Genomic DNA, 25,224 nt, shown 5'->3' with positions numbered 1-25,224 from the left:
GCCATGCACCTGCTCAGGACTCAGCCCGGCGGTTTCGTGTCGGATGACAACATAGCCGACCTGGGGCAAACCCCCGCCGAGCTGGTGATCCTGTGCAGCGGCGACTCCAGCCTGGCGCTGCTGGCCGAAGCGGCGAAGCAGTTGCCGGGGGATTATCCCGAGTTTCGCCTCGCCAACCCGATGCAGGTGCAGAACCACGCCTCGGTGGATCTGTATTTCGAAGATGTGCTGCGTCACGCCAAGGTTATCCTGCTGTCGCTGCACGGCGGCATCGGCTATTGGCGCTATGGCATCGAGCGCCTGATGGAACTGGCCGGGCGCGGGGTGAAGCTGATCCTGGTGCCGGGAGATGATCGTCCGGACCCGGAACTCAGCGACCTGAGCAACGTGGCTGTCGAGGACCGCGACCGGCTTTGGCAGTTCTTGCGCCAGGGTGGACTGGGCAATGCCCTGGACCTGTTTCACAACCTCGGCAGTCAATGGTTCGGCCGTGATTATCCGTGGGCCGAGCCGCAGACCCTGCCGCGTACGGCGATCTATCACCCGGAAAAAACCAGCGCCAGCCTCGGCGATTGGCAAGCCGAGTGGAACGCCGGGCAACCGGTGGCGGCGGTGCTGTTTTATCGTTCCCACTTGCAAGCGGCGAACACTGCATTCATCGACGTGTTTTGCCAGCGCCTGCAAGCGGCGGGGCTCAACCCGTTGCCCATTGCCGTGGCGAGCCTCAAGGAGCCCGGTTGCCTGGCCTTGGTCGAAGATTGGCTGGATGAGGTGGAGGCCGGGGTGATTCTCAACACCACCGGCTTCGCTCAATCCAGCCCTGAGGCGCCGCACCTGCGACCGTTCCGTCGCAACATCCCGGTGATCCAGGCGATCTGCGCCCAGGACAACGAACCGGGTTGGCGTGCCAGCGAGCAGGGCCTGGGCCCGCGAGACCTGGCGATGCACATTGCCTTGCCGGAACTGGATGGTCGGATCATCAGCCGCCCCATCAGTTTCAAGGACCTGGCCTGGCGCAGTGAGCGCAGCCAGAGCGACGTGGTCTGCTATCGCGCCGTACCCGAACGCATGGATTTTGTCGCCGAGCTGGCCCAGCGCTGGACCACCCTGGCGCGCCTGCCCAATGGGCAGAAGCGTGTGGCGCTGATCCTCGCCAACTACCCGACCCGGGACGGACGCATCGGCAATGGCGTTGGCCTGGATACGCCGGCGGCGGCCTTGAATATCCTGCGGGCCTTGCAGGCCGAGGGCTATCCACTGCCGGCCGAATTGCCTGGGAGCGGTACCGCGCTGATCCAGCAATTGCTCGGCGGCGTCAGCAACGACCTGGACAGCCTCGACCTGCGGCCATGCCACCAGAGCCTGGCCCACGATGCCTACCTGGCCATGTTCGACGCGCTGCCCGAGGCCAATCGCCAAGCGGTGCTCGCGCGCTGGGGCTCGCCCGAGCAGGACCCGATGTTCCGCGACGGCCGCCTGATGGTCGCCGGCCTGCGCCTGGGCCTGACCTTCGTCGGCATCCAGCCGGCCCGGGGTTATCAGGTCGATCCGAGCGCGGTGTACCATGACCCGGACCTGGTGCCGCCCCACGGTTACTTGGCATTTTATTTCTGGTTGCGCCACACCTACGGCGTTCACGGGGTGATCCACGTCGGCAAGCACGGCAACCTCGAATGGCTGCCGGGCAAAGGCGTCGGGCTCTCGGAAAATTGCTGGCCGGACGTGCTGTTGGGGCCACTGCCGAATGTCTATCCGTTCATCGTCAATGATCCGGGCGAGGGCGCCCAGGCCAAGCGTCGCACCCAGGCGGTGATCATCGACCACTTGATGCCGCCGCTGACCCGGGCCGAAACCTACGGACCGCTGCGTAACCTCGAACTGCTGGCCGACGAATACTATGAGGCGCAATTGCTCGATCCGCGTCGCGCCCGGGAACTGCAACGGGACATCCTCAATCTGGTGCGCGAGACCCACATCGACCGCGAGCTGCAGCTTGACGCGGCCCTCGACAGTGACGCCGACGCCGCGATCTGGCTGCCACGCCTGGACACGTACCTGTGCGATTTGAAGGAGTCGCAGATCCGCGACGGCCTGCACATTTTTGGCGAATCGCCCAGCGGACGGCTTCGCATCGACACCTTGCTGGCGTTGTTGCGCATTCCCCGGGGCGACGGCAAGGGCGCGCAATCGAGCTTGTTGCGGGCGCTGGCCAAGGCGTTCGGGCTGGGTTTCGATCCGCTGGATTGCGCCCTGGCTGAGCCTTGGACGGGCGATTGTCCCGAGGCCTTGCGCCGGATCAGCGCCGAGCCTTGGCGCACCGCCGGCGATACCCGCGAGCGCCTGGAGCTGTTCGCAGCGCAGTTGATCGAGCAGGCACTGGACGGTGTGGTCGAGCAGCTCAGTGCGCCGGGCTGGGAGACGGTGGGCAGCATCATCGAAAACCTGCGCACTGTCGTGGCTCCGCGCCTGGACGCCTGCGGCCCGGCGGAAATGCATGGCCTGCTCGATGCCTTGAGCGGGCGTTTCGTGCCGGCCGGCCCCAGCGGTGCGCCGAGTCGCGGGCGCCTCGATGTGTTGCCCACCGGGCGCAATTTCTTCTCGGTGGACGTGCGCAACCTGCCCACCACCACGGCGTGGCGCATCGGTTTCCAGTCGGCGAACCTGATCCTTGAGCGGCACTTGCAGGACCATGGCGATCACCTGCGCCAGCTCGGCCTGTCGGTGTGGGGCACCGCCACCATGCGCACTGGCGGCGATGATATTGCCCAGGCCATGGCGCTGATGGGTGTGCGCCCGGTGTGGGCCACGGGCAGCCAGCGGGTCGATGACTTCGAGATCCTGCCGTTGAGCTTGCTGGACCGGCCGCGGGTCGATGTCACGCTGCGGGTGTCCGGGTTCTTCCGGGATGCTTTCGCCAACCTGATCCGTTTGTTCGATGCCGCCGTGCAGGCCGTAGCCGCCCTGGATGAACCGGACGACATGAACCCCTTGGCGGCCAAGGTCCGCGGCGAACGTGAAGCCTTGTTGGCGTCGGGCCTGGAGCCAGAAACGGCGGCGCGCCAGGCCGGCTGGCGGATCTTCGGCGCCAAGCCCGGCGCCTATGGCGCGGGTGTGCAGGGGGCTGTCGACGGTCGCCTGTGGCAGAGTCGCGAAGACCTGGCCGAGGTGTACCTGAACTGGGGCGGCTACGCCTACGGCGGCAGCGATGAAGGCACCGCCGCCCGGGAGCAGTTCACCCGGCGACTGAGCCAGGTGCAAGCGGTGTTGCAGAACCAGGACAACCGCGAGCACGACTTGCTCGATTCCAACGATTACTACCAATTTCAGGGCGGCATGCTGGCGGCAGTGGAGACCCTCAGCGGGGCAACCGCGGCCAGCTATCATGGCGATCACAGTCAGCCGGACTTGCCCAGAATTCGCACCCTGAAAGAAGAACTCAACCGGGTCATCCGTTCCCGCGCGGCCAATCCGAAGTGGATCGACGGCGTGAAGCGGCACGGCTATAAAGGCGCGTTCGAACTGGCCGCGACGGTGGACAACCTGTTCGCCTTCGACGCCACCACGCAACTGATCGACGATCACCAGTACGCCTTGCTGGCCGATGCCTACCTGCTCGATCCGGACACCCGGAACTTCGTCCGCCAGCACAACCCCGACGCCCTGCGGGACATGACTGAGCGCATGCTCGAAGCGCAGCAGCGGGGGATGTGGCAGGACCCGGGGGAGTATCGCGAGGCGTTGGAGAATTTGTTGTTGGACATCGAGGAGGATGGCTGAAATGAGGACAACAGGAACCTCGCACATTCATGAGACATTCACCATGACCCAACCCCATTTCCCGCTCTCCGCCGTAGTCGGCGCCGATGACCTGAAACTGGCCCTGTGCCTGGCGGCGATCGACCCGAAAATCGGCGGTGTGCTGATCGAAGGCCCGCGTGGCATGGCCAAGTCCACCTTGGCCCGGGGCCTGGCGGACCTGCTGGCCAGTGGTCAGTTTGTCACCTTGCCTCTCGGTGCCACCGAAGAGCGGCTGGTGGGCACCCTCGATCTGGACGTGGCCCTGGGGGAAGGGCGCGCGCAGTTTTCTCCCGGCGTGCTGGCCAAGGCCGACGGTGGCGTGCTGTATGTCGATGAGGTGAACCTGCTGCCCGATCACCTGGTGGACCTGCTGCTGGATGTGGCCGCCAGTGGCATCAACCTGATCGAGCGCGACGGCATTTCCCATCGGCATCCGGCGCGCTTTGTGCTGATCGGCACCATGAACCCGGAAGAGGGCGAGCTGCGCCCGCAACTGCTCGACCGTTTCGGCCTGAACGTCGCCCTCGACGGCCACACCGCACCGGCTGAGCGCGGGCAGATCATCCGGCGGCGGTTGGATTTCGACAGTGATCCGGCGGCGTTCTGCGCGGAGTGGGAGAGCGCCCAACAGCAGCTGCGTGAACGTTGCCAACAGGCGCGCAGCCGATTGGCCGGGATCGCCTTGGATGATGGGACGCTGGCGCAAATCACCGAGCGCTGTTTTGCCGCCGGGGTCGATGGCTTGCGCGCCGACCTGGTCTGGCTGCGGGCGGCCCGGGCTCATGCGGCCTGGCGCGGTGCTGCTGGGATTGCCGATGAGGACATCGATGCGGTCGCCGAGTTTGCCTTGCGCCATCGGCGCCGCGGGCATTCGGCACCGGCACCGTCCCAGGCGCCGACCGGGGCAGGGGCGGAAAAAACCACTGAATCCAATGACGGCCAAGGCCAATGGGGCGACCTGCCGGCCCGGGCGTTGCCAACCGGGGCCCGACGCGATGTGCCGAGCTGGCCAAAAAAGCCCTAGGCATTCGCCCCCGTTCGTCGGCGGTGGCGAATGCCAGACCCCGTGCCGGGCGACTCGACCAGGGCCGCCAGGGCCGCAGCAAAGTGGCGGCCAGCGGTGCGGTGAACTGGCCGGAAACGTTGCTCAATGGTCGTCCACGCCTGCGGGAAGACCTGCGTTTTCACAGCCGCCAGCGCTCGCCCCATGAGTTGTGGCTGGTCATCGTCGATGCCTCGGCCTCGACCCGTCGGCAGGGTGCCTTGAGTGATGGCAAAGGTTTGTTGGCGCAACTGTTCGACGACGCCTACCGGCAGCGGGCCCGCTTGGCGTTGTTGACCGCCAGCGGTACCGTTCCGACTTGGCAGGTGCAAGGGTTCAAGGCCTCAGCCGGGCTGCGGGATTGGCTCGAGGGACTCGGTGCCGGCGGCGGTACACCGTTACTGGCGGCGCTGAACGAGGCCGGACGCTGGTTGATGGCCCGGCGCAAGCGCTTCCCGGCGGAGCAACAGCGGGTGTTGGTGATGACCGATGGGCGTGTCAAAGAGGGACCGTCACTGCCCTCCCTGGATTGCCCGTGCCTGTTGATCGACATCGAGCGCGGCCCGATTCGCTTGGGCCGGGCCCGGCAGTTGGCGGGGCGGTTGGGGGCTGAGTATCGGCATATCGATGAGGCGGATTGAAAGGCTCTGTGACTGTCAGGGCCCCATCGCGAGCAAGCTCGCTCCCACACTGTTTTGTGAATACATGAATGATGAACACCTGGCCCCCTATGGGAGCGAGCTTGCTCGCGATGGCCTCCCCTCGATTCCAATGACCTGCCCACCTGACCCGCATCACTGCACTATGCTCAGGCAGCCCGTCACAGGAGTGAACCATGCGCGTACTCGTCACCAACCCCCAGGACGATTTTCGGGTCAAGGCCTATGCCGGCACCAACGGCGTGCTGCTCGCCATGGATCTGGCCGAATCCCGGCGCAAGGGCTTGCTGGGTTTTGCCATCGAGAAACAGCAGGGCGACAAGCCCTGGCTGTTCCTGTTCAACAGCCTGACGTTCCCCGACAAGGCCCACACCTTTCCCCAGTTCCACGCCACCCCCAGCGACAAGGCACCCCTGCAGAAATTTCGCTGGGCCGACTACGCCGTCAACCCCGGCGTGACGATCCACTATCGCGTGCACCTGGCCTATGGCAGCCCCGATGCACCGCAATTGGGCGAATCCCTGGCCGTCACCGTCACCAGCGACGACGGGCAGCCGGCCAACCAGCGGGTCATCTTCAACCGTGCCGTGGCCGCCAGCCAGGCGTTCCAGCGCAAGTTTCCCGAAGTGGACGCGCTGCTCGATGCCAACAAGCACCTGTCCATCGATGACTGGCCCGACGCACCACGTCGCTGGTTGGAAAACGGCTTGCTGGGGCGCTTGACCGGTTTCATCGACCGGGCGCTGGATGCCCGCTGGGCCTTGGACGTCGCCATCTATGAATACGAATTGCCGGTGATCGTCGACGCGGTGACTGCCGCTCACGCTCGCGGCGCCAAGGTGCGGGTGCTGTATCACGCCGAGCCGGGAGACGACACCACGGCGCGCAACGAAGCCAGCCTCGAAAACATGCCGGCGGCCAACAAGCGTGGGCGGATCACCCACAACATTTTCCACAACAAATTCATTGTGCTGAGCAAGGTGGAGGCCAGCGGCTCATTGCGACCTGAAGCCGTGCTGTGCGGCAGCACCAACTTCACCGCCAACGGTGTCTACCGCCAGGCCAACGTCGTGCATGTGCTGGACGACCCTCGGATCAGCAGCAGCTATCTCCAGGTATTCGAGCAAATCTGGGCAACGCCCCAGGACGTCGATGCCACTCGCCAGTGGCTGACCCTGAACAATGCCATGGCCCCGCAAGAAGCGTTGTTCGCCGGGTTCTCGCCGCGCACCGGGGAGGGCGATCTGGATCGCTTCGTCGACATCATCAAGGGGGCACGAAAGGACCTGTTGTTCGTCACCGCCTTTGTGTTGCCCGACCGCATCCTCGACGCCTTGCTCGGCCAGCCCAATGACGATGTGTTGCGCTACGGCCTGCAAAACACCAAGAGCCGCATCACCGGTTTTCATGCCGACCGCACTGCCGAATTCGCCGCCACCGCGCTGCTCAACATTGGTCTGGAAGGCTGGCTGCGGGAAAACATGAAAGGCCAGAAGGGCAATCTACTGGTGCACACCAAAGCCATCGTCACTGACTTCACCAGTGATTCGCCGACCATCCTCAGCGGCAGCCACAACCTCAGCGCCGCCGCCAGCAGCGGCAACGACGAGAACTATCTGATCATTCAGGGTGATACCGACCTGGCCGACCGCTACGGTCTGGAACTGCTGCGTTTCTATGAGCATTACCGCTTTCGCTACTTCGCGAAAAAACTCGCCCTCAAGCAGGTCAAGCCACTGGCGGTGGATGACAGCTGGAGTGATGACTATTACCGCGAGGGGGATTTGCGGATGTTGTCCAGAGTGAGGTTTTGCGGGCATTAGCGCAGCAGATGATCAGGTGCTAGCATAGGGCCATCTATCAGCCAGGAAGCTGTCATGAAACGCTGTCACGGAACGTCCGCCTCACTTCGCACCTGTGTCGCGATCCTGTTGTTGGCCCTGGGCACTTCGGCCCTTGCCGCCAATCAACCGTGTTCCGGGCGCAAGGGCGGTATTGCCGGATGTGACGGCGATACCTTCCTCTGCAATGACGGCTCCATCAGTGCTTCGAAGAGGTCCTGTTCCGCTGTGCTGGGGCTTCGGAACGAGGCGCGCCCGCAGTCGCTGCTCAAGTCCGCCGACGGTTGCCAGTGCGGCAGTGGCAATTACTGCGTCGGCCCCCGGGGCGGGGTCTATTGCCTCACGCCTGGCGGCAGCAAGAGCTACAAGCGCAAATAGACCAGGCACACCGCCGAACAATTGTGGGAGAGCTTGCCCCCACTGTTATCGAAACGCTGCCCGCATCCTCATCAGCGCTCGCCCTCGACCCGCCGTGCACAAAGTCTGGAACCGCTGCCGCAGCCAATTCACGTCATGGCGCATCGGGCGAAACGAGCGCCGAGGCTTTGTCCGGCCGACATGTTCGGCAAAGTTGCGCGTCAGCGAGGGCTGGTCGCCGATGCCCTTGAGCTTGCGGCACAACTTTCCATCCTTGTAGAAAAGCACGGTCGGTGTCCCGCTGACTTCCGGATGCCGGGGCGATTCGTGGGTGCTCAATTTGTAGATGATGGCTCTATCCTGGAATGCCTCGGCCACCTTGCAGAACACCGGTTCGGCCCAGCCGCAGGCGTAGCAGTGTGGATGACCGAAGTAAAAAATCACCGGACGCCAGGTCCTGAGGGCCTGGCGGTAGTCCTTTTGTGACGCTACGTGAGTAATGAGCGAACTCATGGCCGGCTCCCTTGTACCTCGACGGTGACAGGAACGATAAGGAACCCGGCGGGGCATCGCTACTGTCAGGGTTGACAGGTAGCCTGCTCTGTTTCAGTGCGAAGCGGATCGCAAATACTCTATTTGGGGCCTTGGTACCCAGACGCCGTAGCCAACGGTAGCAAGTGTGCCTGCGATCCGAGCGTTCCTGGGTGCTCGATTTTTCCATCCCCCTGATTTCATTCGCTTTCCATTTTTCTCACCCAGGCATTGCAAGCCTGTGGCACACTTTCTGCTGTCTATTCCGTTGTTACATACCATGTTCCGGTATAGCGGAATAAACTCACTCTGGAGTGCTTGCCATGCAACGCCGACCTTCCTTGTTCAAAACATGTGTTTTTCTCTTCGCGGCCACGGTGGCTGCCGTGGGTGTCGCTCAGGCGGCCGACAGCAAGCTGGACAGCGTGCTGCAGCGGGGGAAATTGATCGTGGGCACGGGCAGTACCAATGCGCCGTGGCACTTCCAGGGAGCGGATGGCAAGTTGCAGGGCTTTGATATCGATATCGCGCGCATGGTCGCCAAGGGCCTGTTCAATGACCCGGAGAAGGTCGAGTTCGTGGTGCAGTCGTCCGATGCGCGGATTCCCAACCTGCTGACCGACAAGGTCGACATGAGCTGCCAGTTCATCACCGTCACCGCCAGTCGCGCCCAGCAAGTGGCGTTCACCCTGCCGTACTACCGCGAAGGCGTGGGCCTGCTGCTGCCGGCCAACAGCAAGTACAAGGAAATCGAAGACCTCAAGGCAGCGGGCGATGACGTCACCGTGGCGGTGCTGCAGAACGTCTACGCCGAAGAATTGGTGCACCAGGCGCTGCCCAAGGCCAAGGTCGACCAGTACGACAGCGTCGACCTGATGTACCAGGCGGTGAACTCCGGTCGCGCCGATGCCGCCGCCACCGACCAATCCTCGGTCAAGTACCTGATGGTGCAGAACCCTGGACGCTACCGCAGCCCGGCCTATGCCTGGAGCCCGCAAACCTATGCCTGTGCGGTCAAGCGCGGCGATCAGGACTGGCTGAACTTCGTCAACACCACCTTGCATGAAGCCATGACCGGCGTGGAATTCCCTACCTATGCGGCATCGTTCAAGCAGTGGTTCGGCGTCGAGCTGCCGTCGCCGGCGATTGGTTTCCCCGTTGAATTCAAATGACCCTGTGAGCCCGGGGCGCCCCTTGCGGGCGCTTCGTTGAAGGTACTGTCGACCATGAATTATCAGTTGAACTTTGCCGCCGTCTGGCGCGATTTCGACACCTTGCTGGCGGGGCTGGGCCTGGGGCTTTCCCTGGCGCTGGTGTCGATCGCCATCGGTTGCGTGATTGGCCTGGCCATGGCGTTCGCGCTGCTGAGCAAGCACCGGGTTCTGCGGGTGCTGGCGTCGGTGTATGTCACGGTGATCCGCAATACGCCGATCCTGGTGCTGATCCTGTTGATCTACTTCGCCTTGCCGAGCCTGGGCATCCGCCTGGACAAGCTGCCGTCGTTCGTCATCACCCTCTCGCTGTACGCCGGGGCCTACCTGACCGAAGTGTTTCGCGGCGGGTTGTTGAGCATTCACAAGGGGCAACGGGAAGCGGGGCTGGCCATCGGTCTGGGCGAATGGCAGGTGAAAGCCTACGTCACCGTGCCGGTGATGCTGCGCAACGTGTTGCCGGCCTTGTCGAACAACTTCATTTCGCTGTTCAAGGACACCTCCCTGGCGGCGGCGATCGCCGTGCCGGAGCTGACCTATTACGCCCGCAAGATCAACGTGGAGAGCTACCGGGTGATCGAAACCTGGCTGGTGACCACGGCCCTGTATGTCGCGGCCTGTTACCTCATTGCCATGGTGCTGCGGTATTTCGAGCAGCGCCTGGCGATCCGCCGTTAGGAGTCTCCCATGTACGAATCACCCAGTTGGTTGCATGAGTTATGGGTCGCCCGGGACACCCTGTGGGCCGGTTTCCTGACCAGTGTGCAGTGTTCGCTGTTGGCGATTGTGTTGGGCACGCTGATCGGTCTGGTGGCCGGCCTGGTGCTGACCTATGGCCGGACCTGGATGCGCGCGCCGTTTCGTTTCTACGTCGACCTGATCCGCGGCACGCCGGTGTTCGTGCTGGTGCTGGCCTGCTTCTACATGGCCCCGGCCCTGGGCTGGCAGATCGGCGCATTCCAGGCCGGTGTCCTGGGCCTGACGCTGTTTTGCGGCTCCCATGTGGCCGAGATCGTGCGCGGCGCCTTGCAGGCGCTGCCCCGTGGGCAGATGGAGGCGAGCCAGGCCATCGGCCTGACGTTCTACCAGTCGCTGGGCTATGTGCTGTTGCCCCAGGCGTTGCGGCAGATCCTGCCGACCTGGGTCAATTCCTCTACCGAGATCGTCAAGGCCTCGACCCTGTTGTCGGTGATCGGCGTCGCCGAACTGTTGCTCAGCACCCAGCAGATCATCGCCCGGACCTTCATGACCCTGGAGTTTTACCTGTTCGCCGGGTTTCTCTTTTTCATCATCAATTACGCCATCGAATTGCTCGGGCGGCACATTGAAAAGCGGGTGGCCTTGCCATGACTGACGTTTCGAATCTTTCCAACACGGAGCACTCCAACACCCAGCCGTTGCTGGACATTCGCGGCCTGCGCAAACAATACGGTCCATTGGAAGTGCTCAAGGGCGTGGACCTGAGCATGCAGCGCGGCAACGTGGTCACGTTGATCGGCTCCAGCGGTTCGGGCAAGACCACGCTGTTGCGTTGCGTAAACATGCTCGAAGAGTTCCAGGGCGGGCAAATCGTGCTCGACGGCGAATCCATCGGCTATGACGACATCGACGGCAAGCGCGTGCGCCACCCCGAGAAGGTCATCGCTCGGCACCGGGCCATGACCGGCATGGCCTTCCAGCAGTTCAACCTGTTCCCGCATTTGACCGCGTTGCAGAACGTCACCCTGGGTCTGCTCAAGGTGAAAAAACTGCCCAAGGACGAAGCGGTGGACCTGGCCGAGAAATGGCTGGAGCGGGTCGGCCTGCTGGAGCGGCGCAATCACTTCCCCGGCCAGTTGTCCGGCGGCCAGCAGCAGCGTGTGGCGATTGCCCGGGCGATTGCCATGAACCCCAGCCTGATGCTGTTCGACGAAGTCACCTCGGCCCTGGACCCGGAGCTGGTCGGCGAGGTGCTGAACGTGATCAAGGGCCTGGCCGAGGACGGCATGACCATGCTGCTGGTGACCCACGAAATGCGCTTTGCCTTCGAGGTGTCTGACAAGATCGTATTTATGAATCAGGGGCGCATCGAAGAGCAGGGGCCACCGAAAGAATTGTTCGAGCGACCGCAATCGCCGCGGTTGGCGGAATTTCTCAAGAACACCCGCTTTTAATTCAGTTGAATCTTTAATCTATCCAAGCAAGGAGAAACACCCATGAGCATTACGCGCTACGGCACCGGCAGCACCGCAGGCGGCGGCCAGCCACGGCCATTCGCCCGCGCCGTGGAAGCCGATGGCTGGCTGCACGTGTCCGGCCAGGTGCCGGCGGTGAACGGCGAGATCATTGTCGGCGGGATCGTCGAGCAGACCCACCAGACTATGAAGAACCTGGTCGCCATTCTCGAAGAGGCCGGTTATGAGCTCAAGGACGTGGTGCGCTGCGGCGTGTGGCTGGAAGATCCGCGGGATTTCTGGAGTTTCAACAAGGTGTTCAGCGAATACTTCAGTCCTGAACACGCCCCGGCCAGGGCCTGTGTGCAGGCGAGCATGATGGTCGATTGCAAGGTCGAGATCGATTGCGTCGCCTACAAGAAAAAGGCCTGAACCGTTGTAGGAGCTGCCGAAGGCTGCGATCTTTTGATCTTGATCTGCCGGGCTTTCGCTCAAGACTCAATTGACTGGGGAAAGATCGCAGCCTCGTTACACTCGACAGCTCCTACGACCAATGAACGGGAATGCAATAAATGACCGAAGACACCATCAAACGCCGGGCCCGGGGACTGGATCGGGCGTTCGATATCCTCGATTTCCTCAAGGAAATCGGCCAGCCGCTGCGCCCGAACGATATTGCCAGCGGCATCGGCAGCCCCAAGTCCACGGTCTATGAACTGGTGGCGTCGCTGCTGGAGCGGCGCATCCTTGAGCCGGTGGGCAAGGACGGTCACGTCTACCTGGGCCGCCAGTTGTATTTCCTCGGACAGGCGCACCTGCGGCATTTCGACCTGAGCCGTGAGGCTGACCAGGCCTTGCAGGAGATCGTGCGCCAGACCCGTGAAACGGCACAGATGTGCCTGCTCAACGGGCGCAAATACACCGTCGCGCTGATGAAGGAAGGCGAGCGGCATTTCCGCATTTCATCGGACATCGGTGAAAACGCGCCGATCCCGTGGACGGCGTCCGGGCGCCTGCTGCTGGCGCATTTGAGTGACCAACAGATCGTCGACCTGATCGACCCCGACGACTTCATTTTGCCGGACGGCGAGCGCTTGCCCTTGGAGCAATTCCTCAAGGAAATCCGCCAGGCCGGCCTCGATGGGTTCTTCTCCTTCGACAGCGTCGCGGACACCTTCACCCACTGCTTCGCCGCACCGGTCAAAGACCCCGGCGGCGTGGCCATCGCTACCCTGTGCATCGTCGCCCCACGGGCCGACGCCAAGAATAATTACGCCGACTACCGCCGGGTGCTGATCGAAAGCGCCAACAACCTGGCCCGGCGCATCAATGAATAGATAATCGCGGCTGCGAGCGGCCGCGTGCGAGGAGTACGAACATGTCTTCTGTCATTCCCAATGCTGGCGTAGAGAAGGGCGCGACCACCGTCGGCGCTCATCTGCTCAAGGACGTCAGCCTGCCGGCGTTGGTGCTGCACCGCGCGCCGCTGGAGCACAACATTCGCTGGATGCAAGCGTTCGTCACTGACAGTGGCGCCGAACTGGCGCCCCATGGCAAGACCAGCATGACCCCGGCGCTGTTTCGACGCCAGCTCGATGCCGGTGCCTGGGGCCTGACGCTCGCCACCGCCGTGCAGACCCGTGCCGCTTACGCCCACGGCGTTCGTCGAGTGCTGATGGCCAACCAACTGGTGGGCACGCCAAACATGGCGCTGATCGCCGATCTGCTGGCTGACCCGGCGTTCGAATTCCATTGCATGGTCGACCATCCGGACAACGTCGCGGACCTGGGGACGTTCTTCGCCTCGCGCGGCATGAAGCTGAACGTGATGATCGAGTATGGCGTGGTCGGTGGTCGGTGTGGCTGCCGGACCGAGGCTGAGGTGTTGGCCCTGGCCGAGGCGATTCGTAGTCAACCGGCGCTGGCGTTGACCGGTATCGAAGGCTACGAAGGGGTGATCCATGGCGACCACGCCATCAGTGGCATCCGCGCATTCGCCGCATCGTTGGTACGGCTGGCGGTGCAGTTGCAGGACAACGGTGCCTTCGCCATCGACAAACCGATCATCACCGCCTCGGGTTCGGCCTGGTACGACCTGATCGCCGAATCCTTCGAAGCCCAGAATGCCCACGGGCGTTTCCTCAGCGTGTTGCGTCCCGGCAGTTACGTGGCCCATGACCATGGCATCTACAAAGAAGCCCAGTGCTGTGTGCTGGAGCGCCGCAGCGACCTGCACGAAGGCCTGCGTCCGGCCCTGGAAGTCTGGGCTCATGTGCAATCGCTGCCGGAGCCGGGCTTCGCGGTGATCGCCCTGGGCAAGCGCGATGTGGCCTACGACGCCGGATTGCCGGTGCCGCTCAAGCGCTACCAGCCAGGGTCGGATTCGGTGGCGGGGGACGATGTCAGCGGCTGCAGGGTGACGGCGGTGATGGACCAGCATGCGTTCATGACGGTGGCACCGGGAGTTGAGTTGCGGGTGGGCGACATCATTTCGTTCGGTACTTCGCATCCGTGCCTGACGTTCGATAAATGGCGGGTGGGGTGTCTGGTGGATGAGCAGTTGCGGGTGGTCGAGAGCATGGAAACTTGCTTCTAAGGCTTGAGATCGAGTCGCGGCTATCGCGAGCAAGCTCGCTCCCACAGAGGATTGCTGGGAATACAGACTCTGTGATCGCCTCGATCCCCCTGTGGGAGCGAGCTTGCTCGCGATAGCGGCCTGCCAAACACCACCGAACCATCAGGATCACCCATGAACCACCCCAAACCCCGCATCGCCCTGATCGGCGAATGCATGATCGAACTGCAACAACGCGCCGACGGCAGCCTGCTGCAAAGCTTCGGCGGCGATACCCTGAACACCGCGGTGTACCTGTCCCGCACCTTGGGCGACAGGGGCGCGGTGGATTACGTCACTGCCCTGGGCGACGACAGTTTCAGCGATGCCATGTGTGAGCGCTGGGCCGAAGAAAACATCGGTCTGCAACGGGTCCAGCGCTTGCCTGGACGCCTGCCGGGTCTGTATTGCATCCAGACCGATGCGGCGGGCGAGCGGCGATTCCTCTACTGGCGCAACGAGGCGGCGGTGCGCGACTGTTTTACCACCCCGGCCGCCGCGCCGATCCTGGCGGCATTGCCGGATTACGATGTGCTGTATTTCAGCGGCGTCACCCTGGCAGTGCTCGGTGAGCAGGGGCGCGCCAGGCTCATCGAAACCCTGGTCGAGGCCCGTCGCCGTGGGGCCCAGGTGGTGTTCGACAATAATTACCGGCCAAGACTCTGGGCCTCGATCGAGGCGGCGCGGGCGGCGTATCGCAGCGTCTTGCCCTACGTGGAATTGGCCCTGCTGACGGTGGAAGACGAGCAGGCACTATTCGGATATGCGGACACTGACGCGGTATTCGCCGCTTATGAGCAGTTCGGCACGCCGGAAGTGGTGCTCAAGCGCGGTGCCGAGGCGTGTCTGATTCATTGCGATGGCAAGTCTTATAAGATTCCCGCCCAACGGGTCGAGCGTGTGATGGACACCACGGCGGCGGGAGATTCATTCAGTGCCGCGTACCTGGCGAGCCGCCTGCTGGGTGGTACTCCGGCGGAGGCGGCCGAGGCGGGGCATCTGTTGGCGAGCCGGGTAATCCAGGTGCCAGGGGCGTTGATGCCAAAATAATTAAGTGGGCACAAAGCCTGTGGGAGCGAGCTTGCTCGCGATAGCGGTGTTCAGCTTGCAGAAATATTGACTGTGTCGCCGCCATCGCGAGCAAGCTCGCTCCCACAAGCGCCGGGCTCAGTTTCAATCCCGGTAGAACACCTGCACCAGGTGATAGCCGAACTTGCTCTTGATCGGCCCGTGCACCACCCGCAAGGGCTTCTTGAAGATCACCGCATCGATCGCACCGACCATCTGCCCCGGCCGCACTTCGCCCAAGTCGCCGCCGCGTTTGCCCGAGGGGCAGGTGGAGTATTTCTTGGCCAGCACATCGAAGGCTTCACCCTTGGCGATGCGTTGCTTGAGCTGTTCGGCTTCTTCGGCGGTTTTCACCAGGATATGGCGGGCTTGGGCTTTCATTGCAGCGGTGACCTGAACGGTGCGACGGGGCGGCGATTATGCCTCAAGTCAGCAGTCATGGTTGATCATCGTCCGAATCTTGTTGGCCAGCAGATCGAGGGTGAAGGGCTTGGCGACCATGTCCATGCCCTGGTCGAGGAACCCCTGGCGTTCGGCGGCTTTCTGCGCGTAACCGGTCATGAACAGCACTTTCAGCCCCGGGCGGTGCTGGCGGCCGATTTCCGCCAGTTGCCGGCCATTCATGCCCGGCAGCCCGACGTCGGTCACCAACAAGTCGATGCGCTGCTCCGATTCCAGCATGGGCAGGGCCGTCATGGCGTCCTGGGCCTCCAGGGCGGTGTAGCCCAAGGTCTTCAACAGGTCGAGCACCAGCATGCGCACCGCCGGTTCATCTTCCACCAGCAACACGGTTTCCCCGGCGATGGCCGGCGGTACGTCGATTGTCTCCGCCGTGGCGGATTGTTGGGCCGGCGCAACGTGCAAGCGCGGCAGGTACAACTGCACCCGCGTGCCCTGGCCCGGCACGCTGTCCAGGTTGAGGTGTCCACCCGACTGTTGGGCAAACCCGTAGATCATAGACAAGCCCAGGCCGGTGCCCTGGCCGATGGGCTTGGTGGTGAAGAACGGGTCGAAGGCCTTGGCCAGCACGGCGGGGGTCATGCCGCTGCCGTTGTCGCTGACCGCGATCATCACGTAGTCGCCGGCCTTGACCGGTTCGAGGGTGCTGATGTCAGTGCCGTCCAGATAGACGTTGGCGGTTTCGACGATCAATTCGCCGCCGTCGGGCATGGCGTCGCGGGCGTTGATCACCAGATTGAGCAGGGCGTTTTCCAACTGGCTGGCATCGGTGCTGACCGGCCACAGATCGTGGGTCAGTTGCAGCCGCAGCACGATGTGATCGCCGGTGGTCCGGCTCAGCAGGTCTTCGAGCGAGCGTACCAGCTCGTTGGCGTCCAGCGGCTTGCGGTCCAGGGACTGGCGGCGGGAAAACGCCAGCAGCCGATGGGTCAGGGCCGCGGCGCGGTTGGCCGACGACACCGCCGCTTCGGTGAAGCGCCCGATCTCGGCGGTGCGGCCGGCGGCGATGTAGCGTTGCATCAGATCGAGGCTGCCGAGGATGCCGGTGAGCATGTTGTTGAAGTCATGGGCAATGCCGCCAGTGAGTTGGCCCACGGCCTCCATTTTCTGTGCATGGCGCAGGGCTTCTTCGGCGCGCTCGCGTTCGAACATCTCGCTTTGCAGGCGGTGGTTGGCTTCGGCCAGTTGCTGGGTCCGGGCGATGACCCGTTCCTCCAGTGTTTCGTTGAGGTTGCGCAGGGCTTCCTCGGTTTTCCTGCTCTCGGTCTCGTCGATCACGAAGATGTAGAAACCGTTCACCGCCCCGTCCGCCCCGTGGCGAGGCAAGTAGTTGATCAGTGAATGGCGCGGGCGACCGTCGCGATGGTCCATCTGCACGGTGAAGCTGCATGGATTGCCGGCCAGGGCATCGGCGATCTGTTGGGCGCGAGCGGCATAGGCCTCTTCGCCGAGCACTTCGCGGATGGTCTTGCCGTAGAGCTCCTGCGGGGTCAGCCCGTACCAGTCCAGGTAGGCGCTGTTGTTCAGCCTGAAGCGCTCTTCGCGGTCCACGTAGCTGATGAGGATCGGCATGGCGTTGATGATCAACTGCAGCTCGGTCTGGCTCTGGCGCAGGGCTTGCTCGGTACGCTTGCGTTCGGTCAGGTCCAGGGCCGCGCCAAGGAAACGCTTGGGCCGGCCGTGGCGGTCCTTGTAGCAACGGCCACGCACGTACACCCAGCGTAATTCATCGTCGGGCTGCAACAGCCGGTACTCTTCGGCGTATTCGGTGCCATGGGTGATGCAGTGCTTGATGCTGCGGGCAACCATCGCCCGGTCCTCGGGATGCACGCCTTCGAGGTAGGCGCTGATGGGCAACTGGCGCGACAGGTTCGGGTCGACGCCATGCAACAGGGCGAAATGCGCGTCGGCGATGAAGCGGTCTTCGCTGATGTCCCAATCCCAGGTGCCCAGCGCGTCGGCGGCGGCCAGGGCCAGTTGCAGACGCTCTTCGCTTTCGTGCTGGGCCTTGAGGCTGGCCTCGGAGCGCCGTTCGAATTCCATGGCCAGGCGGCGGCGTTCGCTGGTCTCGATGGCGGTGACCAGGATGCCGGCGACGCTGCCGCTTTCGTCATGCACCGGGCTGTAGGTCAGGTCCAGCCAGATATCGCAGAGGCGACCGGCGAAGGGCACGCGCCAGTGCTGATCGCGGCAGGTGTGCGTCTGGCCTTGCAATACGCGGTGGTAAATCTCTTCGGTTGCCCCTTTGAGTTCGGGCCATGCTGCATGGGTCGGCTGGCCGAACGCCCGGGGATGCTTGTCACCGGTCAGTCGGCCGAAGGCGTCGTTGTAGAGATGGGTCAGTTGCGCTCCCCACAGCAAGGCCATTGGCATGGGCGAATGGAGCACGATGTCCACGGCGGTGCGCAGGCTCGGAGGCCAGTTCCGGGCCGTGCCTAATGGGGTCTGGGCCCAGTCCACCTGGCTGATCAGGCGCTGGGCATCGCTGCCGGCGGGTGTCGCGTTCATCACGCAATCCCTGGCTGTCGTGTCTGTACCACGGCGTCTACTATCCTTTGAGGAAAGTAAGTACGGGCGGGTCTGAAGGGTTTCATGTTCGGCTCAACTTGTTTCATTGATGTCTCGCGGAAGTTTCAGTCCATGGAAATCGATCCGTTGTTGCGAATCCTGGCGAGCCAGAATGGTTCCGACCTTTACATGTCTACGGGGGCGCCGCCGTGCGCGCGTTTCGAGGGCGTGCTCAAGCCCTTGGGGCACGAAGCGTTCAAGGTCGGCGACATTGCCCGGCTCGCCGAGTCTTTGATGGACGCCGAACAGCGCCTTGAGTTCGATCGGGAACTGGAAATGAACCTGGCGATCTCCCTGGCCGGCGTCGGGCGGTTCCGGGTCAATGTCTTCAAGCAGCGCAATGACGTGTCCATGGTGATCCGCAACGTCAAGCTGGACATCCCGCGCTTCGAAGACCTGAAACTGCCCCGGGTGCTGTTGGACAGCATCATGCAGAAACAAGGGTTGATGCTGTTCGTGGGCGCGACAGGTTCGGGCAAGTCGACCTCCCTGGCGGCGCTGATCGATTACCGCAATCGCAACAGCAGCGGCCACATCATCACCATTGAGGACCCGGTGGAGTATATCCATCGGCACAAGAAATCCATCATCAACCAACGGGAAGTCGGTGTCGACACCCGCAGTTTTCATGCGGCCCTGAAAAACACTTTGCGCCAGGCGCCGGACGTGGTGCTGATCGGCGAAATCCGCGATCGGGAAACCATGGAGCATGCCCTGGCGTTTGCCGATACCGGGCACTTGGTGATTTCCACCTTGCATGCCCATAACGCCAACCAGGCCCTGGATCGGGTGATCAATTTTTTCCCGGAAGAGCGCCGGCCGCAGTTGTTGAACGACCTGGGCAACAACCTCAAGGCGTTCGTTTCCCAACGCTTGGTACGCACCCGCACCGGCCAGCGGCGGGCGGCGGTGGAGGTCATGCTGGGTTCGCCCACGGTGGCCGATCTGATCCGGAGCAATCAGTTTTCTGAACTCAAGGGGATTATGGAAAAGTCTGTGGAGCAGGGGATGCAAACGTTCGACTACGCGCTTTACGCGCTGGTCGTCGAGGGCGTGATTGAAGAAGAGGAAGCACTGAAGCACGCGGACTCGGTGAACAACCTGCGGCTGAAGTTGAAATTGCACGCCGAAGAATCACCGCAGCCCCAAGCGCCGTCGGGCGAATGGGGCCTGATGGACTGATAAGCGCTTCATCCGTGCGTTGTTGGATATTGGAGGTGCAGGGTCAATGACTGAACGAGTTATGAAACGCATTTACCCCAAATAGCATCCATAGGTTTTTTCCTTGCGACTGGAACTTCTTGAAGTCAGCCTGGGAGAAAAATCCGTTGAAACGCTCTTGGTTGCTGTGTGATGTCAGGATGTGCGTGTAGTTCTTTTCAGGCGCGTCAGGAAACGCCAATTTGCGTCGTTGGGCTATTTCGCGAGGCAGCTCGTTGGTGAATGCCCTGCGCAGGGGCATTTTCTCTACGCCATCAACTATTTTGTCCTTTGCAGCCAGACTTAACGCCAGACTAATGACATGTCTGTCCAGGAAGGGAAGACGGACCTCGACGGAGGAGGCCATCGAAAGCCTGTCTTCATGGCAGAGCATTGCTCGAAGATGGTTCTCTATTGAAAATTGAGTCAGCACTTCTAGCGGTTCTTTCCCCGATGTGTCAGGCAAATGCTCTTCAATAAGCGTTTTAATTTCCGACTCGGTAAGAAGCAGTCCGAGCCCTGACTCGATTGCTTTCTTGAAGTAGAAGTCATGCCACCGGTGTTTTTGTATCGCTTCACTTTGCATTGGGAAGTCGTAATGCTGGTTGTAGCCGCACCAGAATTCGTCTGCACCTTGACCATTAAGAGCAACTCGAAGACCTTTTTCGGACACTGCTTTGTAAAGCAAGTATTGAGAAATATAGACTTGATCTAGTAAGGGTTCCTCCAAAGAATGTGTGACCTTAGAGAATAGATGGTTTCCGTCATCGCTTGCTACGCAGATAGGCTGTAAAGTTGTATGTTTTAATATGCTTGTCAATTTTTTTGCGCTGCTGAAGTCTTCGCTTTCGGTGCCCTGGTAATAGGCCGTGAATGCTTGAAGGCTGGAGGCGCTTTTGTCGAGCAGCGTCGTGATGATACTACTGTCCAATCCACCCGATAAGATGGCAGCAGGCGAAAACCTGTCAGGGATCTGGCTTTTAACCGCATTCGCCAATGCTATATGCAGGTTCTCATCTGTGTAACAGACGGCTGACGTTGATTTGATTTTTAGATGTTCACGGACATTGCCGTCGTGATCAACAGCATAAATCGTACCTGGCTCCGCATTGTGCACGTTGTCAAAGTACGTTTCACTGCGAGGGGAGTAAAATCCGAAAATGAAGTCTTGCCAAATGCGCGTGGTGTTGGTGTTAAGTGCGACCCCTGGAATGTGTTTCAGTGCCTTGGATTCCGAGCTAATGGCCAGCAGCCCGGCAGGGGTTTTCGTCCAGACCAGTTGTTTCTCTCCATAGGGATCGCGTCCAAAAAAAACCTTGTTCAGTTTACTGTCATGGATGACGAACGCGTAACAGCCTGTGATATTGCTCAGATATTCCAATCCGAAATAGTACGCGGCCTTGATCAGTGCTTCGCTATCAGAGGTGGTGGTGAGGGTTGCACCTTTCGATCGCAGGGCCTGTCTGACGTGCGCGACATTATATATTTCACCATTGTAGGTCATCCGAAGATGCTCGAATTCAATCGGTTGCTGACTGTTTTCAGGTGCGTCGGCAATGGCCAGTAATGTATGTCCCAAGGCGACTTTTCTATCGGGTGATATATAGCGGTTTCTGAAATCAGGACCGCGATGATTTAGTTCTGCAAGTGCTTTATCTATGTGTACGGACTGGATGTCGGCGGCTGGGGAGTATACAGCGAGTATTCCACACATGGTTGTGCTCTTTATGTCGAGATTTTTTGGTTTTATAGGGGGGTGCTGAATGAATGGATCAGCTGGGCAAAGTTTGGAGGGAGTAATTTATTTTTTTGTAATGTTGTGGTTGCGGCGGAATACGTTCAGTGGATCATATTTTTTCTTTGTGAAAGATAGCCTGTTATCGCTATTCGAAAATACTGAGGGCTGGGTGTTTTCTTCATCGAGCGTGTAATTTGAGTATGAAAGTGCTCTCGCAGCGCCAGTTATCGAGCTCGCGGCGCTTTTGACCCAGCTCACGTATTTGGCGTCATCGCATGAGGACGTCCAGCGAGCAGAAAATAAAATTCCATAGTTCATTGTTTTTATCGAAAGTGCTGACTCCACGCCGGATTTTTCTCTTCTGGATGGGTTCAGATGTTCTATCATCACACTGCAGTTAGGTCCTGGGATTTTTTTTTGCCAATCCGTTAACAAATGCGAAATATTCTCTCCCATGATTTCGGGGCACACTGATTTCCAGTAGCCTCTCATCGGTTGAGCAAAACGCTCATCAGACCATGATTGCCATGTCAGAAAGTCATTGGTGAGATAGGTGTGCTTGATAGTCTGGCTCAAGCATTCTTCGAGATTTTTGATTTCTGAGTAATCGATTGAGTCGCTTAAACAGAAATCGATGGAGAGCATGCACTCCATTGAGTTTTTATGGCGATGAAGAATCGGAGCGACAACCAAGTTGGACGGGCAGTGATTGTCCAGATATTTAAACAGGTCGCTCAATGCGGCTTCGACATCATTTCCAGTGAATTCCAGGGTGCCACAATAAACGGAAGGCAGTCTCGATAGCTTGTACCTGAATTCAAGTACGATACCAAAATTTCCGCCTCCGCCGCGCAACGCCCACAACAAATCCTCATGCCCCGGATCTTCGGCCCTTACGAGAGCCCCTGTAGCTAAAAGTACATCTGCGCCTACAAGATTCTCACAGGTATAGCCGTACTTTCCCAGTAGCCAGCCAATACCACCGCCCAGCGTCAATCCAGCAATACCTGTATCACTCACCGTGCCGGTAGGTATGACGTACCCATGTTGGCAAAGTGCGTCATCCACATCCTTTAACCGTGCCCCCGGCTGGACGCGGGCAATTTTATGGATTCCATCAATCACGATATCGTTGAAAGGTGAGAAATCGAGCAGTATGCCTCCCTGCGTGGAGCCGAAGCCTGCAATGTGGTGCCCGCCCCCCCTGATAGCGAGTTCTATGCCATTGGCCGTGACAAAGCTGACGATCTCCTTTAATGCTGCTCGGTTCAGGGTTTGAATAATCATTGACGGATAAAGGTCATGCATCCTGTTATAGACTTGTCTGGTCTTCTCATAAGCACTGTCGTCAGGAAAAATAATGGTGACGTCCTCATATTTGCTTATGAGGGCGTCACCAAAATATCGATGGTTCATGAGTTGGACTCTACGCTGGGTTGTTTGAATGAAATTTAAGTTGGGGTGCGCTTTCGCGATTAGCTTTATTCTTTAAAGTCTATAGGCTTGTTTTGCTATCCGTAAAGCTTTTAAGTGGGCGCAATCTTTAACCGGATATTTCCCATGTATGGGGTTGGTAGGTGTTGGTCTGATCAAATTTTTTATTGTGGGAAAATTCAGTTTTTCTTGTCATCCGGTGAAGCTGTAAAGTGCTCAACTGATGCTTTGTTTTTCTAAAGGGTTTGTTTTTGTATGGGGGTGTCTGGTGGTGGGCTATATTTCCTCCGAGTATCTACTTTGCGCCATTTTTAAATGTTTTTGCGGCACAAGTTGAAACAGTTTTATGCATTTTTAAATGCGCGGGGATATTTGCTCGTGCATGATTTGAGGCGGTATTAATGGGTGTTATGTGCGATGGCAACGCCGGACCAACGAACTCAGGCCGTCAGTTCAGGGCGATCGCGAAATTGTTCCAGTGCTTCGGGATTGGCCAGTGCATCGGTGTTCTTGACCGGCTGCCCATGCACCACATTGCGCACTGCCAACTCGACGACTTTGCCGCTGATCGTCCGGGGAATGTCCGTCACCGCCACAATTTTCGCCGGCACATGCCTTGGCGTGGTGTTGGCCCGGATGACCTGGCGGATCTGCTGCTTCAAGGCCTCATCCAGTCGCACGCCGTCCCGCAAGCGCACAAACAGCACAACCCGCACGTCCCCCTGCCATTGCTGGCCGATGGCGACGCTGTCCAGCACCTGCTCGACCTTTTCCACCTGCCGATAGATCTCCGCCGTACCAATGCGTACACCGCCGGGGTTGAGCACGGCGTCGGAGCGTCCATGAATCAACACGCCGCCGTGGGGCAGTTCTTCGGCGTAGTCACCCTGGGCCCATACGCCAGGGAATTGGTTGAAGTAGGACGCACGAAGTTTCTCCTGCCGTGGGTCGTTCCACAAACCGATGGGCATGGCCGGAAAATGCCGAGTGCACACCAGTTCGCCTTTCTCGCCGATGACCGCTTGGCCGGCCTCGCTCCAGACCTGTACGGCCATGCCCAGGCTCTTGCCTTGCATCTCGCCTCGACGTACCGGTGACAGTGGGTTGCCGTTGACGAAGCACGACACAATGTCGGTGCCGCCGGACATCGAGGCCAGGCAGACGTCGGGCTTGAAGTCGCGGTACACGAAATCGTAGCTATGGGGCGCCAGCGCCGAACCGGTGGATAGGATGGTTTTCAGGCTGCCCAGGTCGTGGGTTTGCCGAGGCTTGAAGCCCTGGCTCTCCAGTGAGGCCAGGAACTTGGGGCTGGTGCCGAATACGCTGATGCGCTGCTGGTCGATCAGGTCCAGCAGGCGCTCGGGGCCAGGATGGAACGGTGAGCCGTCATAGAGCACCACCGCACTGCCGACGGCGAGGGCCGATACCAGCCAATTCCACATCATCCAGCCGCAGGTCGTGTAGTAGAACAGCCGATCCTCGGGACCGAGGTCGACGTGCAGGCCATGTTCCTTGACGTGTTGCAGCAGCACGCCACCGGTACCGTGGACGATGCACTTCGGCACGCCGGTGGTGCCGCTGGAGTACAGGATGTACAGCGGGTGGTCGAACGGCATGCTGACGAATTCCGGTTCGCCGCCGCGTTGATAAAAGTCGTTCCACAACGCGACCGCGGCCGGGGTCTTGAAGTCCTCGAGGCGGGCGTCAGGCTGGGCATAAGGCAATACGATCAGTTGTTGCAGCGACGGCAGCCGTTCGAGGATTTCATTGACCTTGGCCCGCTGGTCGATGACCTTGCCGGCGTAGCGATAACCGGCGCAGGTGATCAGTACCTTGGGCTCGATCTGGCCGAACCGGTCGATGACGCCCTGGGTGCCGAAGTCCGGTGACGAGCATGACCAGATGGCCCCCAGGCTGGTGCTGGCGAGCATGCCCACTAACGTCTGCCAAGTGTTGGGCAGGCAGGCGGCGACCCGGTCGCCCCGGGTGACGCCAGCGGCTTGCAGGCTTTTCTGCAGGCCGGCGACATGGGCGGCGAGTTCGGCCCAGGTCAGTTGTTCCTGGCCGCCGTTTTCGCCCAGCGCCACCACCGCGACGGCGTCATCGCGGCGGCGCAGCAGGTGCTCGGCGAAGTTCAGTGTGGCGCCAGGGAACCACTGGGCGCTGGGCATTTGCGCACCCTCCACCAGTACCGCGTCGGGAGCGTGGTGAAAGTGGATCTCGAAGAAGTCGACGATGGCCTGCCAGAAGGCCTCGCGCTGGTCGATGCTCCAGGCGTGCAGGGCGGGGTAGTCGTTCAGTTGCAGGTGATGCCGCGCATTGACGAACTGGCGAAAGGCGTTCATGCGCGACTGGGCGATGCGTTCGGGGCTGGGTTGCCAGAGGAGGTCGGACATGGGGGTGCCTCTTGTTTTTTCGGGCTTGTAAACATTGCAGCACAAGGCGTTATTTATGGCGAGAACCGCTTCTGTGGCGAGGGAGCTTGCTCCCGCTCGGCTGCGTAGCGGCCGCCTGTTGGGCCTGCTTCGCAGTCCAGCGGGAGCAAGCTCCC

20 protein-coding genes are annotated in these 25,224 nt (G+C 60.8%); 14 read left to right on the top strand and 6 right to left on the bottom strand.

Features of this window, described 5'->3' with window-relative positions:
* The first annotated feature begins 3 nt into the window (after window positions 1–3).
* The 5 genes from cobN (at window position 4) to BT125_RS03400 (ending at window position 7,718) form a co-directional block, all read left to right on the top strand.
* On the top strand, window positions 4–3,777 hold the full coding sequence (gene cobN, locus BT125_RS03420) for a cobaltochelatase subunit CobN (RefSeq protein WP_072405176.1): 3,774 nt from the start codon (window positions 4–6) through the stop codon (window positions 3,775–3,777).
* Window positions 3,778–3,820: 43 nt separating this feature from the next.
* Window positions 3,821–4,822 (top strand): magnesium chelatase ATPase subunit I, encoded by a 1,002-nt coding sequence (locus BT125_RS03415; RefSeq protein ID WP_072405175.1) that lies wholly within the window; start codon window positions 3,821–3,823, stop codon window positions 4,820–4,822.
* 101 nt (window positions 4,823–4,923) lie between these two features.
* Entirely contained in the window at window positions 4,924–5,481 is a 558-nt protein-coding gene (locus BT125_RS03410) for a vWA domain-containing protein (protein WP_072405386.1), read from the top strand.
* Between the two features lie 194 nt (window positions 5,482–5,675).
* A complete protein-coding gene (locus BT125_RS03405; protein ID WP_072405174.1) occupies window positions 5,676–7,322 on the top strand; it encodes a phospholipase D-like domain-containing protein in 1,647 nt (548 codons plus the stop codon).
* A 54-nt stretch (window positions 7,323–7,376) separates the two neighbouring features.
* Window positions 7,377–7,718: a YdcA family protein gene (locus BT125_RS03400; RefSeq protein ID WP_072405173.1), complete on the top strand. Its 342-nt coding sequence runs from the start codon at window positions 7,377–7,379 to the stop codon at window positions 7,716–7,718.
* 45 nt (window positions 7,719–7,763) lie between these two features.
* Here the strand turns inward: BT125_RS03400 and BT125_RS03395 are convergent, their stop codons facing one another.
* Window positions 7,764–8,210: a thioredoxin family protein gene (locus BT125_RS03395; RefSeq protein WP_072405172.1), complete on the bottom strand. Its 447-nt coding sequence runs from the start codon at window positions 8,208–8,210 to the stop codon at window positions 7,764–7,766.
* Between the two features lie 341 nt (window positions 8,211–8,551).
* On the opposite strand from BT125_RS03395, the gene BT125_RS03390 reads away from it, so the two are divergent.
* The 8 genes from BT125_RS03390 (at window position 8,552) to BT125_RS03355 (ending at window position 15,256) form a co-directional block, all read left to right on the top strand.
* Entirely contained in the window at window positions 8,552–9,400 is an 849-nt protein-coding gene (locus tag BT125_RS03390) for a transporter substrate-binding domain-containing protein (RefSeq protein WP_063321992.1), read from the top strand.
* Between the two features lie 54 nt (window positions 9,401–9,454).
* A complete protein-coding gene (locus BT125_RS03385; protein WP_018608019.1) occupies window positions 9,455–10,117 on the top strand; it encodes an amino acid ABC transporter permease in 663 nt (220 codons plus the stop codon).
* 9 nt (window positions 10,118–10,126) lie between these two features.
* The gene (locus tag BT125_RS03380; RefSeq protein ID WP_028236639.1) at window positions 10,127–10,789 is read left to right on the top strand and encodes an amino acid ABC transporter permease; all 663 of its coding nucleotides are present in this window, start codon (window positions 10,127–10,129) and stop codon (window positions 10,787–10,789) included.
* The gene (locus tag BT125_RS03375) at window positions 10,786–11,592 is read left to right on the top strand and encodes an amino acid ABC transporter ATP-binding protein (RefSeq protein ID WP_072405171.1); all 807 of its coding nucleotides are present in this window, start codon (window positions 10,786–10,788) and stop codon (window positions 11,590–11,592) included. Before BT125_RS03380 ends, BT125_RS03375 begins: the two co-directional genes overlap by 4 nt.
* A gap of 42 nt (window positions 11,593–11,634) precedes the next feature.
* Window positions 11,635–12,024, top strand: a complete 390-nt coding sequence (locus BT125_RS03370) for a RidA family protein (protein WP_072405170.1) — start codon at window positions 11,635–11,637, stop codon at window positions 12,022–12,024.
* A 140-nt stretch (window positions 12,025–12,164) separates the two neighbouring features.
* The gene (locus tag BT125_RS03365) at window positions 12,165–12,929 is read left to right on the top strand and encodes an IclR family transcriptional regulator (RefSeq protein ID WP_058543922.1); all 765 of its coding nucleotides are present in this window, start codon (window positions 12,165–12,167) and stop codon (window positions 12,927–12,929) included.
* A gap of 41 nt (window positions 12,930–12,970) precedes the next feature.
* The gene (locus BT125_RS03360; RefSeq protein WP_072405169.1) at window positions 12,971–14,188 is read left to right on the top strand and encodes an amino acid deaminase; all 1,218 of its coding nucleotides are present in this window, start codon (window positions 12,971–12,973) and stop codon (window positions 14,186–14,188) included.
* A 153-nt stretch (window positions 14,189–14,341) separates the two neighbouring features.
* Window positions 14,342–15,256: a sugar kinase gene (locus tag BT125_RS03355; RefSeq protein WP_072405168.1), complete on the top strand. Its 915-nt coding sequence runs from the start codon at window positions 14,342–14,344 to the stop codon at window positions 15,254–15,256.
* Window positions 15,257–15,379: 123 nt separating this feature from the next.
* On the opposite strand, the gene BT125_RS03350 is transcribed toward BT125_RS03355, so the two are convergent.
* Window positions 15,380–15,655 (bottom strand): peptidylprolyl isomerase, encoded by a 276-nt coding sequence (locus BT125_RS03350; RefSeq protein WP_019690952.1) that lies wholly within the window; start codon window positions 15,653–15,655, stop codon window positions 15,380–15,382.
* Window positions 15,656–15,703: 48 nt separating this feature from the next.
* Window positions 15,704–18,241 (bottom strand): hybrid sensor histidine kinase/response regulator, encoded by a 2,538-nt coding sequence (locus BT125_RS03345; protein WP_072405167.1) that lies wholly within the window; start codon window positions 18,239–18,241, stop codon window positions 15,704–15,706.
* A gap of 132 nt (window positions 18,242–18,373) precedes the next feature.
* Between BT125_RS03345 and BT125_RS03340 the strand changes: the two genes are divergently transcribed.
* A complete protein-coding gene (locus BT125_RS03340) occupies window positions 18,374–19,483 on the top strand; it encodes a PilT/PilU family type 4a pilus ATPase (protein WP_072405166.1) in 1,110 nt (369 codons plus the stop codon).
* 43 nt (window positions 19,484–19,526) lie between these two features.
* On the opposite strand, the gene asnB is transcribed toward BT125_RS03340, so the two are convergent.
* From asnB to BT125_RS03325, 3 genes are all read right to left on the bottom strand, one after another.
* Complete coding sequence (gene asnB, locus BT125_RS03335) at window positions 19,527–21,215, bottom strand: asparagine synthase (glutamine-hydrolyzing) (RefSeq protein WP_072405165.1); 1,689 nt, start codon at window positions 21,213–21,215, stop codon at window positions 19,527–19,529.
* An 87-nt stretch (window positions 21,216–21,302) separates the two neighbouring features.
* Window positions 21,303–22,655, bottom strand: coding sequence for an FAD-binding oxidoreductase (locus tag BT125_RS03330; protein WP_072405164.1), 1,353 nt, complete (start codon window positions 22,653–22,655; stop codon window positions 21,303–21,305).
* Window positions 22,656–23,113: 458 nt separating this feature from the next.
* A complete protein-coding gene (locus BT125_RS03325) occupies window positions 23,114–25,069 on the bottom strand; it encodes an acetoacetate--CoA ligase (protein WP_072405163.1) in 1,956 nt (651 codons plus the stop codon).
* Window positions 25,070–25,224 lie beyond the last annotated feature (155 nt).

Source organism: Pseudomonas sp. NFACC04-2 (assembly GCF_900119265.1).
GTDB lineage: Bacteria > Pseudomonadota > Gammaproteobacteria > Pseudomonadales > Pseudomonadaceae > Aquipseudomonas > Aquipseudomonas fluorescens_AA.
This window is presented reverse-complemented; position numbering and strand designations above follow the sequence as displayed.